Here is a 13,078-nt window from a genome sequence, read left to right on the forward strand (position 1 = left end):
CCGGCCTCGTACCCACACCACTGATCTTCCTGACACAACACCAATCAAAGGTGGGAGGGGGCTTGCCCCCGATGGCAGTGGGTCAGTGACATAAAAGTTGACTGACACACCGCTATCGGGGGCAAGCCCCCTCCCACAGGTTGATCTGCGTTTGATGGGATTTCGGGGTTCACTTGCCGAGCAGGTGGCTCATGGCAGTCTTGAGCTTCATCGGCCGCACTGGCTTATGCATCAAGGTGTGCCCCAGTTCGCGGATCTGTAGCTTCAGCTCGTTGTTGTAGTTGGCGGTGATCATCATCGCCGGGATCGGGCTGGCGCGCCGGGCGTTGATGCGTGCCACGGCGTCGACACCGTTCTGCTCATCGTCCAGGTGGTAGTCGGCGATCAACAGGTCCGCCTCGGCATGGTAGTTGTCCACCTGCCGCGCCAGGTCCTGCTCCGACAGTGCGGTGATCACGCTGCACCCCCAGCCTTCGAGCAAGGTGCGCATCCCCGCGCAAATGGCTGCGTCGTTATCCAGCACCCACACCCGCGCGCCTTGCAGGCGTTCGAGCATCGGCTCGGTCATCGCCGGCATGGGCAATGAACGCGGGGCGGTGGCGCTGAGCGGCACTTCCACCGAGAACATCGAGCCCTTGCCCGGCCAGGATTTGACGGTGATGCGATGGCCGAGTATCCCGGCGATCTTCTCTACGATCGCCAGCCCCAGGCCCAGCCCGCGATCCTGATCGCGCCGCTGCACATCACCGCGCTTGAACTCCTGGAAAATCTCCTCCAGGCGCTCCTCGGCAATGCCCATGCCGCTGTCCCACACCTGGATCGACAAACGCTGGTGCTGACGCCGGCAACCGAGCACGATGCGCCCCTGATAGGTGTAGCGAATCGCATTGCTCAGCAGGTTGCGCAGGATACGCGCAAGCAGCTGGATATCGCTGCGCACCAGCGCCGAACAGCCGATAAAGTGCAACGCCAAACCTTCGCTGCGGGCCAGTTCGGTGTATTCCACAGCCAGGTTGTCGAGCAACTCGCTCAAGGCGAACGGGGCGATATCGGCCTTGATCACCCCGGCGTCCAGCTTGGAGATATCCACCAGGGTACCCAGCAGGTTTTCCACGTCTTCCAGGGAATTGCTCACGTTGCGCACCAGGGTTTCATTGGCCTGGGGCTCGCGGCGTTCGAGCAAGGCACCGGTGAACAGCCGCGCGGCGTTCAGCGGTTGCAGCAGGTCGTGGCTGACGGCGGCGAGGAATTTGGTTTTCGACAGGTTGGCCTGTTCCGCCTCCAGCTTGGCTTCACGCAGGCGTGACTCCACCCGGCGGCGCTCGTCGATCTCGCGCAGCAGTTGGTCGTTGAGCGAGGTCAGCTCCGAGGTGCGCTGGGCGACGCGCTGCTCCAGATGCAGGTAAGCCTGATGCAAGGCTTCGGCGGTGCGGCGGCGTTCGGTGATGTCGCGGATCAGCACGAAAATCCCCACCACTTCGCCATTGGCCAGGCGGTTGGGCACGTAGGAGCGCAGCATGTAGCGCTCCTGGTTCTTGATATTGGTTTCGGCGAATTCGAAGGTCACGCTCTCCCCCGCCAGCGCGCGGGCGACATACGCATCCAGGCGCTGGCAGTGCTGTTCGCTGTGCACTTCGCGCAGGCTCTGCCCGAGCATCATGCCCCGTGGCCAGCAGTACCATTCTTCGTAGACTTTGTTGGTGAACTCATACACCAGGTCGGCATTCAGGTAGCCGATCAGGGCCGGCACATGGTCGGTGATCAGGCGAATCCAGCGCTCGCTTTCCTGGGCTTTTTGCGCGGCGGCCTGTTCCCGCCGCAGCGTTTCGGCGCGCAGCCGGGCGTTGATCAACAAATGGTTGCTGGCGCGCAGTTCGGCCATCGCCTGGTTGAGTGCGTCGGTGCGCTCGCGCACTTGTTCGGCCAGCACCACCGAATGCTGGAAGGTGGTGTACGGGTCATTGCCCTGGGTCACGCCGGACTCGATACGCTCGATCAACGCCGCATTGATCCGCGCCAGCTTGTGGTTGTCCTGGCGCAGTCGCGCCACCTCGGCCAACAGTTCAGTGCGATCCAGGAGCTCGACCTCGGGCAATGGCGACGCCGGTGAAGGTTTGGTTGATATGCATGCCATTGAACTGTTCTCCGTAGGTGTTGAACCCCATCACCCGATGGTCACGCAGAAAGCAGCCGATTTGTTCGAGGTTGTCGCTGTCTTCCAGCTCCAGGCGCCGCAGGAAGCAGTCGCAACCAATGGTCAGCAGCAAGTCGCCAAGACGCGATTGCAGGCCGTCGAACAGGTTTTCCAGGTTCGGCAGGATCGGCCCCGGCTTCATCGCGGTGAGCACGATGCCGTTTTCCACCGCACAGTAGAAACTCAGGCTCAGGTCGTCATGCACCTGCTGGATCGCCCGCACGTAGTACTGGTCATGGATACGCACCGCCAGCGGGTGGGCGGCGAAGATACGGTGGTCAAGGTCGGCCACGGCCACGCCGATATGTCGCGCGTATTCTTCGGCGGCGGGTTCGGCGTTGAGTTCGAAGACCCGGCGCGACGGGCTGTCGGCGCCGGTCACCACCAGCTTTTCGCTGCGCGGCAGAATGTGGTGAGTGGTGAAGACCTCGAAATCCAGCCAGGTATTGACCAGCACCACCACCGCCGCACCGCTGTGGAAGGCGCCGTTGAAGTACACGTGAGTGTGGGTGAGGAAGTTGTCGTCACCGGCCGAACCGCCGAAGTGCGGAATGTCGCCAAGCGCGGCACTGAGGGCGGCGAGCACCATTTCTTCACGACTGGACAAACCATCGAGCAAGGTCAGGGCGAAGGTATTGCCCTTGATCGGCGCCAGGGTGTTGCTGCGACAGCCGCCGACGAGACGTTCGACCATCTGCTGGGCGTCGATCAGGCTGAAGTGTTCCACCTGGTCGATCAATTCGGTGGCGATGGAAAAGTGCGCGTGGTTAAAGCCCATTGCCGTGACGCAATTACGGCCATAGCCTTCAGGCGTGATCTCGCCGGCACTGGTGCAGCCCACCACCCGTACGCTGCCGAAGCACTGTTGCAGGGCCTGGCCCAGGGCCTGTAGATCGTAGGAGGCTGAGCAGAAAAACAGCACGAAGCCCAGGTATGGATGCAGCAGTTGCTCGGCCAATTCCTCGGCGGCCTGCCTGGCATCGATCGCCTGGGACATGGCACTGACTACGCCTTCACTGTTGTGCATCGTTGGTTCCCCCTCTGAGGCATGAGTGTACGAAGGGCGGGGGGCGGGACCTATGCTACTTGGGTACTGGGTGGGGGGATGCGATGGGATGAAGTTTCACGGTATCGCACCGCCCCTCCAGTTGGATTGCAGTGCAGGGGTTACCAGGTGAGCACGGCTCCGACGGCGAAGGTATCGGTGTCTTCATTCTGCGCGCGGGTGTCATGCCCCTTGATCTGGAACTGGTTGTACTCGGCCACCAGCTTCAGGTTGGCATTCACGTCGTGGAACAGTGCAATGCCCCGGGTCTCATAATCCGCGCCGCTGCCCACCACGCCGTTGCCGTCGTCCTGGGTCTTGCCATAGGACAACGCCAGGCGGTTCTTGCCCAGCTTGTACGAGCCCTGGAGCAGGTAGCCGTTGCTGTCGACATTACGCAGGGTCGCCTCGCCGGCATTGTTGGTGAAGAACGGGTTGATGCCCTTGGCCTGGAAGCCCGAGCCGGTCAAGGACAGGCCGCCCATTTTCGCCTGCACGCCATAACCCAGGCCCTTGGAGGTGACGGACGCCACGGTCGAGTCGGTGTTGTCGGAGGTCTGGTAGCTGCCGTTGAGCCAGCTGTAGATTTTCGCCCCGCCGAGGTCGAACTGGTAGGTGACCTCGCTCTCGGTGCGCGGGTTCTTCTGGTAGGCCTTGCCTTGGGGGCTGCTGTCGTTGGTATCCACCGGGTCGAGGATGCCCACGGCAACGCGCAGGCCATCCATCACCGGGGTGCGGTAGGTGATCTGCGAGGTGGGGAACGGGTACGGGTAACCGCTGCCGATATTGCCGAACGACACCCCGCCGCCATCCACCAGGCCGAGGCTGTCGCTGACCTGGCCGTAGCCCGCGAGCAGCTCATCGAGCAGGATATTGGAGCGCGCGAACAGGCCGAAATCCTTGCCGATCAGCACCTCGCCCCACTCCGGGTTGGCCACGGTGCCGTAGAACTGGCGGACGTCGATGGCGGTGTCGGTGCCATTGGTTTCGCTGTCGTTGATGGTCACCCAGAACGATGCGCGGGCGCCGAGTTTGAGGTCGTCAGCCTGCTTGCTCATGTTGAAGCCCAGGTAGTTGGGCAAGAAGCCCATCTTCACCCGCGCCTGGCGCCGATCGTATTGGTCACCGACGCGGTCCACCTTGCTGTTGACGTAGAAGGCGTTGATGTAGCCATCGGTGGAAAAGGTCGTGTCGTCTTTGTCATACAGCATGATTTCCGCATCGGCGAACGGGCTGAGCCCGAGGCTGAGAATAAAAGCAGGTAACAGACGCAGGGGGAGGTTCTTATTGTTATGCATGGTGCGCTCCGCAACAGGGACGTGATGTCGGAGGCGATTATCGAAAGATGCCAGGCCCCGGCCTACGCTGCCTTGGCCGTGATTTGAGGGTGCTTTGGGCGGGCCGGGGGAGCCCGGCAAATGGGGCGTAAGACGGGCCCGGAGACAGGCCCGGCACTTAGGACGTAAGACCGGCCTTGACCAACATGCCGAGGGCCACCAGGACACACAGGCTGGCGAACCCCACTTGCAAGGTGCGCGCAGGGATATGCGCACACAGGCGCCGGCCGATGAGCATGCCGACGATGCTCGCGCCGATAAACACCCAGCCCACCGCTTCGATGCTCACACCGGCCTGCATGGCGCCCGCCACACCGATCAACGAGATCAGGCTGATCACCATCAACGAGGTGGCGACGATGCCACGCATCTGCACATCGGTCAGTTGCTTGAACGCCGGCACGATCAGAAAGCCACCGCCGACCCCAAGCAGGCCCGACACGGCACCGGTCACCGCGCCCAACGCGGCCAAGGTCGCGCTGCATTTGGCGGTCCAGGCCAGGCGCCCGGTCTGCTGGTCGAGCATGCAGTTTTTCTGGCCCCAGGACGCGGCGCCATGGTCACTCGGCCCGGTCTCGACCTTTTCGCGCTGCAGCATGCGCCAGGCCACCAGCACCATCAGCGCACTGAACAGGCCCATCAGCAGCGGCTCGGGCATTTGGTGGGCGAGAAATACGCCCAAGGGTGAAAACAGCGCACCGAGCAAGGCGATCAACAACGCGGCGCGATAACGGACCAGGCCATGGCGCAACCCATCGATCGCCCCGACCGCCGCCGCCGCGCCCACGGCAAGCAACGACACCGGCGCGGCCTGGGTCATGCTCAACCCCAGGCCCAGTACCAACGCCGGCACCCCGAGGATGCCACCACCGGCACCGGTCAGGCCCATGACCAGGCCCATCAACATCCCCAAAAGACTGGCCAGCAGCATTCAATCCACCTTGGTCAGACGGGTCTGCCACTCACGGCCCTTGAGCAGGCCAATGCCTGCCGAACCGCCGGTGACAACGATATCGCCACTGATGGTCGGTCCCCAGTGTTGGTCATTCATGGTCGATCGCCTTTCTTATCGTCATGCACACAAGGGTCGCTGCCGTATGGCCTCACGCCCAGCTTTTCATGACCGCGCCGCAGTAAAGACCGGACAAGGTCTTCATCACTTGGATCACTTCGTGGCTGGCCAGGCCGTAGAAGATGTATTTACCTTCGCGGCGGGTCGACACCAGCCCTTCGTCGCGCAGGATGCCCAACTGTTGTGACAGCGTGGGCTGGCGCACACCGGTCATGGTTTCCAGCTCGCCGACATTGCGCTCCCCCTGGGTCAACTGGCACAGGATCAACAAGCGATCCTCGTTGGCCAGGGCCTTGAGCAAGGAACACGCCTTGGACGCCGACGCGCGCAACTGGGCGACTTCGCCTTCACTCAGAGTAGATTCCATTTGCCGCGGGTCCTTTCTCTCACTTAAGCTCAAAACATTATGTGTAAATGTAAACTGATTGTAATCACTTTTTTCCTCACCGGGGACAGCCGCCATGCCAGCGTTGATTCAAGCCTTTCTGGACGAGGCATCGTCGACCTACACCTACGTCGTCTATGAAACCGATGGCAGCGCCTGCGCCATCGTCGACTCGGTGCTCAACTACGACCCGGCGTCCGGACGCACCGACACCGCCCAGGCCGATAAGGTGATTGCTTTTGTGCGCGAACATCACCTGCAGGTGCAGTGGCTGCTGGAGACCCACGCCCATGCGGACCATCTGTCTGCCGCGCCGTACTTGCGGCGGATACTGGGCGGCAAGATCGCCATTGGCCAGTGCATCAGCAAGGTGCAGGACGTGTTCAAGAACCTGTTCAATCTGGAGCCGGAATTTCGCGTCGACGGTTCGCAGTTCGATCACCTGTTTGCACCGGATGAGGTGTTCCACATCGGCTCTCTGAAGGCCCAGGCCCTGCACGTCCCCGGGCATACGCCGGCGGACATGGCCTACCTGATCGACGACCAGTTGATCCTGGTGGGCGACACCCTGTTCATGCCGGATGTCGGCACCGCCCGCTGTGACTTCCCCGGCGGCGATGCGCGCCAGTTGTATGCGTCGATGCGCAAACTCCTGGCCTTCCCACCCCAGACCCGGCTGTACGTGTGCCATGACTACCCACCCGAGGGCCGCGCGGCCCAATGCCTGACCACCGTGGCCGAGCAGCGCGCGGGGAATATTCATGTGCATGACGGGGTGGACGAAGCGGCGTTTGTGGCGATGCGTACCCAGCGCGATGCGGGCCTTGGGATGCCCACGCTGTTGTTGCCGGCGATCCAGGTGAATGTGCGAGCGGGCAATATGCCGCCCGCGGAGGGGAATGGGGTGGTGTACCTGAAGATTCCGTTGAATCAGCTCTAAAGCCATCCTGCGTGGCGTCCATGCCGTTGCATGCTCCGGGGGTATTTCGCAGGTGTGATCAGGCTACGGCAAATTTCGACACGATCTGCTTGAGGTCCACCGCCAGCCTCGACAGCTCTTGGCTGGCGATCGAGGTCTGACCGGCCGCCGACGAACTCTGGATGGAAAGATCGCGAATACTGATCAGGTTCTGGTCCACGGACCGGGCCACGTGGGCCTGCTCCTCGGAGGCGGTCGCAATCAACAGGTTACGGTCATTGATATCCGTGATGGCCTCGGTGATCTGAGTAATGGCCAGGCCCGCTTCATGGGCGATCTTCAACGAGTCCAGCGCTTCGTTGCGGTTGAGGGCCATGGAAGACACCGCGTCACTGGAGCACGTCTGGATTTTCGCAATCATCTGCTCGATTTCCTGGGTCGAGGTTTGCGTTCTATGGGCCAGTGCCCGCACTTCGTCGGCCACCACCGCAAAGCCCCGCCCCTGCTCCCCTGCCCTGGCGGCTTCAATGGCCGCGTTCAAGGCCAGCAGGTTGGTTTGCTCGGCAATCGAGCGAATGACTTCAACCACCCGGGCGATGTCCTGTGCCTGCTTGGCCAACCCTTCGACTTCGATACCGGTCTGCTGCACCGTGGCGCTGAGTTTCTCGATCGAGGCGATGGTTTGCGTCACCCGCTCATGGCCAACTTTGGCCGAGCGCTGGGAGTCTTGCGTCGACTGGGAAGCCGAAACCGCATTGCGCGCCACTTCTTCCACCGCCGCCGTCATCTCGTTAACCGCCGTGGCCGCCTGATCCGTCTCCATGCTTTGGCGTTCAATCCCTGCACTGGACTCGCGGGTAATGGCGCTCATCTCTTCCGCAGCCGAGGCCAACTGCCCGGACGCCTCAGAAATATGCTGCAAGGTGCTTTTCAGGTTCATTTGCATAGACGCGGTCGACCGTTGTAATTCGGTCAACTCGTCATTGCCGTTGACGGCGATGGCGACACGCAAATCGCCGTCGGCAATTTTGCCGGTCGACACCAACAATTCACGTACCGGCTTGATAATGCTGCGGGTAAACAAACGCGCAACCACGAGGGTGACCAGCACTGAACCGATCATCAGTAGCCAGGTAAACAGACGCGCGGCTTGATACTCACCGGAGGCAACTTGCACCGCCTGGCTGGAGCCGCGGGCATTCAACTCGATCAGTTCGCTGATGGAGCGTTGCACTTCAAGCGCAATAGGCCCGTTGACGTCACGCAAGTAAGTCGACATCTGCTCAGGGGACAGGGTGGAGACTTGCGCAAGAAACTCATCGGTTTTCTGGACGTAGTTCTTGATCCCGCTCATTGCCTGGTTGTACTTGGCCTGTTCCTCGGGGCTCGACACTAACGGTGCATAGCGCTCGGCAACTTCAAGCGCGGCAGCACGAATGCTTTTGAGTTTCTCAAGGGACGCGGGGTCCTGGTGGTCGCTTTCCATGGCAAAACGACGCAGATCAAGACGCAGCTTGTAAAACGCCGCATCTATCTCACCGCCCAGACGAATACTGGGCAGCCAGTTAGTTTCTATATCGACAGTCGACGAATAAACTTTGTCGACTTTTATCAGCGTCATGGCCCCTTGTATCAACAGTAGAAGGCACACCACACCAAAACATAGCGTGGTACGAAAGTTCAACTTCAAGGCTCTCATGGACATCGCGGCTCACCCCTTTCCTGGGCCGCGAACTTCACGGCCTTATGGGTGTTAATGTGTTGAAACGGATGTGAAAAATACGTGACTGATTAAGCAATTTTTTATTTATAGGTGGAAATAATAAAACAACTACTTTAGTTATCTAGCTAACTATCAAAGTGGTGAGTCTTATCACCTGTTGGTATCAGACCATCAAGCCATCCGGTGGCAGTGGCAACGCGGTCTTGTAACGCACCTGTTTGAGCGCAAAGCTTGAGCGAATATTCGCCACCCCCGGCACTTTGGTCAGGAAGTCCATCATGAAGCGCTCCAGTGACTGGATCGTTGGCACCAGTACGCGGATCAAATAGTCGGGGTCGCCGGCCATCAAATAGCACTCCATCACCTCGGGCCGGTCGGAAATCGCGCCTTCGAATTGCTGCAAGGCCAGTTCGTTCTGTTTCTCCAGGCTGACGTGGATAAACACGTTCACGTGCAGCCCCAGCAAATCGGCATCCAGCAGGGTGACCTGGTCACGGATCAGGCCCAGTTCCTCCATCGCCTTGACCCGGTTGAAGCACGGCGTGGGGGAGAGGTTGACCGAACGGGCGAGGTCGGCGTTGGTGATGCGCGCATTCTCCTGCAAGGCGTTGAGAATGCCGATATCGGTACGGTCCAGTTTGCGCATGAGACAAAATCACCTGTTTATTATGTTTATGCAGTTTTTTTATCCGCAAATGAGCCGGAGCGCAACGAAACAGAGATAAATATTCTTCTACGCCGAGCCTATGATTGTTGTAGGACAAGATTTCTTCTACCCGAAGACTGACTGTCAGCTAGCGCGCCCACTACAAGAAATTCACAAGATCGAGCGTAGAAAGCCATGAACCAGCCGTATGCACCACTGCGCCTGCACGTTCCCGAACCCTCGGGCCGCCCAGGCTGCAAGACCGACTTTGCCTACCTGCGCCTGACCGACGCCGGCCTGGTGCGCAAACCCGCCATCGACGTAGAACCCGCCGACACCGCCGACCTGGCCAAGGGCCTGATCCGCGTGCTCGACGACCAGGGCCAGGCCCTGGGCCCATGGGCCGAAGGGGTGCCTGTCGAGGTCCTTCGGCGCGGCATGCGCGCCATGCTCAAGACGCGGATCTTCGACAACCGCATGGTGGTCGCCCAGCGTCAGAAGAAAATGTCGTTCTACATGCAGAGCCTCGGCGAAGAAGCCATCGGCAGCGCCCAGGCCCTGGCCTTGAACATCGACGACATGTGCTTCCCCACCTACCGCCAGCAAAGCATCCTGATGGCCCGCGACGTACCGCTGGTGGACCTGATCTGCCAACTGCTGTCCAACGAGCGCGATCCGCTCAAGGGTCGCCAACTGCCGATCATGTACTCGGTCAAGGACGCAGGTTTCTTCACTATTTCCGGTAACCTCGCCACCCAATTCGTACAAGGCGTGGGCTGGGGCATGGCCTCGGCAATCAAGGGCGATACCAAGATCGCCTCCGCCTGGATCGGCGACGGCGCCACCGCCGAATCGGACTTCCACACCGCGCTCACCTTCGCCCACGTGTACCGCGCACCGGTGATTCTCAACGTGGTCAACAACCAGTGGGCGATCTCCACCTTCCAGGCGATTGCCGGCGGTGAAGCCACCACCTTCGCCGGACGCGGCGTCGGTTGCGGCATCGCCTCCCTGCGCGTGGATGGCAACGACTTTATCGCGGTGTATGCCGCCTCCGCCTGGGCTGCCGAGCGTGCGCGCCGCAACCTCGGGCCAACCCTGATCGAATGGGTTACCTATCGCGCCGGCCCGCATTCCACGTCGGATGATCCGTCCAAGTACCGCCCTGCCGACGACTGGAGCCACTTCCCCCTGGGTGACCCGATTGCCCGCCTCAAGCAGCACCTGATCAAGATTGGCCAGTGGTCCGAAGAGGAACACGCGGCGGTCAGTGCCGAACTTGAAGCCGAGGTGATCGCCGCGCAGAAAGAAGCCGAACAGTACGGCACCCTGGCCGGTGGCCAGATTCCAAGCGCCGCGACCATGTTCGAAGACGTCTATAAAGAGATGCCGGAGCACTTGAAGCGCCAGCGTCAAGAGTTGGGGGTCTGACATGAACGATCACAACAACAGCATCGAATTGGAAACCGCCATGACCACCACCACCATGACCATGATCCAGGCCCTGCGCTCGGCCATGGATGTGATGCTTGAGCGTGACGATAACGTGGTGGTATTCGGCCAGGACGTCGGTTATTTCGGCGGCGTGTTCCGTTGCACCGAAGGCTTGCAGAGCAAATACGGCAGTTCGCGGGTGTTCGACGCACCGATCTCGGAAAGCGGCATTATCGGCGTGGCGGTGGGCATGGGTGCCTACGGCCTGCGCCCGGTGGCAGAAATCCAGTTCGCCGACTATGTCTACCCCGCCACCGACCAGATCATCTCGGAAGCCGCGCGCCTGCGTTATCGCTCCGCCGGCCAGTTCACCGCGCCGCTGACCATGCGCATGCCCTGCGGCGGCGGCATCTACGGCGGCCAGACCCACAGCCAGAGCATCGAAGCGGTGTTCACCCAGGTCTGCGGCCTGCGCACGGTGATGCCGTCCAACCCGTATGACGCCAAGGGCCTGCTGATTGCCTCGATCGAAAACGATGACCCGGTGATCTTCCTGGAGCCCAAGCGCCTGTACAACGGCCCGTTCGATGGCCACCACGACCGCCCGGTCACGCCGTGGTCGAAACACCCGCAGGCACAAGTGCCGGACGGTTACTACACCGTGCCGCTGGATGTGGCCGCCATCGTGCGCCCAGGCTCGGCCGTGACCGTGCTGACCTACGGCACCACCGTGTATGTGTCGCAAGTCGCCGCCGAGGAGACCGGCATCGACGCCGAGGTCATCGACCTGCGCAGCCTGTGGCCGCTGGACCTGGAAACCATCGTCAAGTCGGTGAAAAAGACCGGCCGTTGCGTGGTGGTGCATGAAGCCACCCGTACCTGCGGCTTCGGCGCCGAACTGGTGGCGCTGGTGCAGGAACATTGCTTCCACCACCTGGAAGCGCCGATCGAACGCGTCACCGGTTGGGACACCCCCTACCCACACGCGCAGGAATGGGCGTATTTCCCAGGTCCGTCCCGAGTGGGCGCGGCGTTGAAACGGGTCATGGAGGTCTGAATGGGCACGCACGTTATCAAGATGCCGGACATTGGCGAAGGCATTGCGGAAGTTGAACTGTCGGCCTGGCATGTGAAGGTCGGCGATATGGTGGTCGAAGACCAGGTGCTGGCGGATGTGATGACCGACAAGGCGATGGTGGATATTCCCTCGCCGGTCCATGGCAGGGTGATTGCCCTCGGCGGCGAGCCGGGTGAAGTCATGGCCGTGGGCAGTGTCTTGATCAGCATTGAAGTGGAAGGCGCAGGCAATACCAAGGATGCGCCGGTCACCGCGGCACCGGTGAAAGCCGCGCCGGTGGTTGAAGCCAAGGCGGCCCCGGTGGTGGAAAGCAAGCCGGCAGCCAAGCCGGCCGTGGCGCCACACGCCCCCGTGGCTCGCGATGCCAATGAACGCCCACTGGCCTCCCCCGCCGTGCGCAAGCATGCGTTGGATGCGGGTATCCAACTGCGCCTGGTCCAGGGCACGGGCCCTGCCGGCCGGATCCTGCACGAAGACCTGGACGCCTACTTGCTGCAGGGTTCGCTGAAAGCGTCCGTTGCCACCAACCCCTACGCCGAACGCAACGACGAAGAACAGATCCCGGTGATCGGCATGCGCCGCAAGATCGCCCAGCGCATGCAGGATGCCACCCGCCGCGCCGCGCATTTCAGCTATGTGGAGGAGATCGACGTCACCGCCCTGGACGAATTGCGTGTGCACCTCAATGAGAAGCACGGTGCGACACGCGGCAAGCTGACCCTGCTGCCATTCATCGTGCGCGCCATGGTCGTGGCGTTGCGGGAGTTCCCGCAGATCAATGCGCGGTACGACGACGAAGCCCAGGTCATCACCCGCCTTGGCGCCGTCCACGTGGGCGTCGCGACGCAGAGCGATGTAGGGCTGATGGTGCCGGTGGTGCGTCACGCCGAGGCGCGCAGCCTGTGGGGCAATGCCGAGGAAATCGCGCGCCTGGCCACCGCCGCGCGCAATGGCAAGGCCAGCCGCGACGAACTGTCGGGGTCGACCATTACCCTGACCAGCCTGGGTGCCTTGGGCGGTATCGTCAGCACCCCGGTGCTGAACCTGCCGGAAGTGGCCATCGTCGGCGTCAACCGCATCGTCGAACGGCCGATGGTGATCAAGGGCCAGATCGTGATCCGCAAGATGATGAACCTCTCCAGTTCCTTCGATCACCGAGTGGTCGATGGCATGGACGCGGCACAATTCATCCAGGCCATTCGCGGCTTGCTCGAACAACCCGCCAGCCTGTTCCTGGAGTAAGGG

General features: G+C 61.5%; 11 protein-coding genes. 4 read left to right on the forward strand and 7 right to left on the reverse strand.

Going from position 1 to position 13,078, the window contains the following annotated elements:
• Positions 1-169 precede the first annotated feature (169 nt).
• The 5 genes from AB7933_RS22035 to AB7933_RS22055 all read right to left on the reverse strand — a co-directional run bounded on the left by AB7933_RS22035 (position 170) and on the right by AB7933_RS22055 (position 6,015).
• A complete protein-coding gene (locus tag AB7933_RS22035; protein WP_024076327.1) occupies positions 170-2,134 on the reverse strand; it encodes a PAS domain-containing hybrid sensor histidine kinase/response regulator in 1,965 nt (654 codons plus the stop codon).
• Positions 2,064-3,221 (reverse strand): nitric oxide-sensing protein NosP, encoded by a 1,158-nt coding sequence (gene nosP / locus AB7933_RS22040; protein WP_024076328.1) that lies wholly within the window; start codon positions 3,219-3,221, stop codon positions 2,064-2,066. Before nosP ends, AB7933_RS22035 begins: the two co-directional genes overlap by 71 nt.
• Positions 3,222-3,361: 140 nt before the next feature.
• On the reverse strand, positions 3,362-4,537 hold the full coding sequence (locus tag AB7933_RS22045; protein WP_024076329.1) for a porin: 1,176 nt from the start codon (positions 4,535-4,537) through the stop codon (positions 3,362-3,364).
• A gap of 157 nt (positions 4,538-4,694) precedes the next feature.
• On the reverse strand, positions 4,695-5,507 hold the full coding sequence (locus AB7933_RS22050; protein WP_024076330.1) for a sulfite exporter TauE/SafE family protein: 813 nt from the start codon (positions 5,505-5,507) through the stop codon (positions 4,695-4,697).
• 172 nt (positions 5,508-5,679) lie between these two features.
• Positions 5,680-6,015, reverse strand: coding sequence for an ArsR/SmtB family transcription factor (locus AB7933_RS22055; RefSeq protein WP_024076332.1), 336 nt, complete (start codon positions 6,013-6,015; stop codon positions 5,680-5,682).
• A 94-nt stretch (positions 6,016-6,109) separates the two neighbouring features.
• Between AB7933_RS22055 and AB7933_RS22060 the strand changes: the two genes are divergently transcribed.
• Positions 6,110-6,973, forward strand: a complete 864-nt coding sequence (locus AB7933_RS22060) for an MBL fold metallo-hydrolase (RefSeq protein ID WP_024076333.1) — start codon at positions 6,110-6,112, stop codon at positions 6,971-6,973.
• Positions 6,974-7,031: 58 nt separating this feature from the next.
• Here AB7933_RS22060 and AB7933_RS22065 read toward each other — a convergent pair whose 3' ends face one another.
• On the reverse strand, positions 7,032-8,657 hold the full coding sequence (locus AB7933_RS22065) for a methyl-accepting chemotaxis protein (protein ID WP_024076334.1): 1,626 nt from the start codon (positions 8,655-8,657) through the stop codon (positions 7,032-7,034).
• Positions 8,658-8,838: 181 nt separating this feature from the next.
• Entirely contained in the window at positions 8,839-9,321 is a 483-nt protein-coding gene (locus tag AB7933_RS22070; protein ID WP_017847498.1) for an Lrp/AsnC family transcriptional regulator, read from the reverse strand.
• Positions 9,322-9,516: 195 nt separating this feature from the next.
• Between AB7933_RS22070 and AB7933_RS22075 the strand changes: the two genes are divergently transcribed.
• The 3 genes from AB7933_RS22075 to AB7933_RS22085 are packed head-to-tail and all read left to right on the forward strand — an operon-like array spanning position 9,517 to position 13,075.
• Positions 9,517-10,752 (forward strand): 3-methyl-2-oxobutanoate dehydrogenase (2-methylpropanoyl-transferring) subunit alpha, encoded by a 1,236-nt coding sequence (locus tag AB7933_RS22075; RefSeq protein ID WP_024076335.1) that lies wholly within the window; start codon positions 9,517-9,519, stop codon positions 10,750-10,752.
• Between the two features lies 1 nt (position 10,753).
• Complete coding sequence (locus AB7933_RS22080; protein WP_024076336.1) at positions 10,754-11,812, forward strand: alpha-ketoacid dehydrogenase subunit beta; 1,059 nt, start codon at positions 10,754-10,756, stop codon at positions 11,810-11,812.
• A complete protein-coding gene (locus AB7933_RS22085; protein ID WP_024076337.1) occupies positions 11,813-13,075 on the forward strand; it encodes a dihydrolipoamide acetyltransferase family protein in 1,263 nt (420 codons plus the stop codon).
• Positions 13,076-13,078 lie beyond the last annotated feature (3 nt).

The organism is Pseudomonas gorinensis (assembly GCF_042015035.1).
Lineage (GTDB): Bacteria > Pseudomonadota > Gammaproteobacteria > Pseudomonadales > Pseudomonadaceae > Aquipseudomonas > Aquipseudomonas gorinensis.

Coding starts and splice junctions, on each gene's coding strand:
- AB7933_RS22035 (WP_024076327.1), bottom strand. CDS start 2,134: ATGGCATGCATATCAACCAAACCTTCACCGGCGTCGCCATTGCCCGAG.
- nosP (WP_024076328.1), bottom strand. CDS start 3,221: ATGCACAACAGTGAAGGCGTAGTCAGTGCCATGTCCCAGGCGATCGAT.
- AB7933_RS22045 (WP_024076329.1), bottom strand. CDS start 4,537: ATGCATAACAATAAGAACCTCCCCCTGCGTCTGTTACCTGCTTTTATT.
- AB7933_RS22050 (WP_024076330.1), bottom strand. CDS start 5,507: ATGCTGCTGGCCAGTCTTTTGGGGATGTTGATGGGCCTGGTCATGGGC.
- AB7933_RS22055 (WP_024076332.1), bottom strand. CDS start 6,015: ATGGAATCTACTCTGAGTGAAGGCGAAGTCGCCCAGTTGCGCGCGTCG.
- AB7933_RS22060 (WP_024076333.1), top strand. CDS start 6,110: ATGCCAGCGTTGATTCAAGCCTTTCTGGACGAGGCATCGTCGACCTAC.
- AB7933_RS22065 (WP_024076334.1), bottom strand. CDS start 8,657: ATGTCCATGAGAGCCTTGAAGTTGAACTTTCGTACCACGCTATGTTTT.
- AB7933_RS22070 (WP_017847498.1), bottom strand. CDS start 9,321: ATGCGCAAACTGGACCGTACCGATATCGGCATTCTCAACGCCTTGCAG.
- AB7933_RS22075 (WP_024076335.1), top strand. CDS start 9,517: ATGAACCAGCCGTATGCACCACTGCGCCTGCACGTTCCCGAACCCTCG.
- AB7933_RS22080 (WP_024076336.1), top strand. CDS start 10,754: ATGAACGATCACAACAACAGCATCGAATTGGAAACCGCCATGACCACC.
- AB7933_RS22085 (WP_024076337.1), top strand. CDS start 11,813: ATGGGCACGCACGTTATCAAGATGCCGGACATTGGCGAAGGCATTGCG.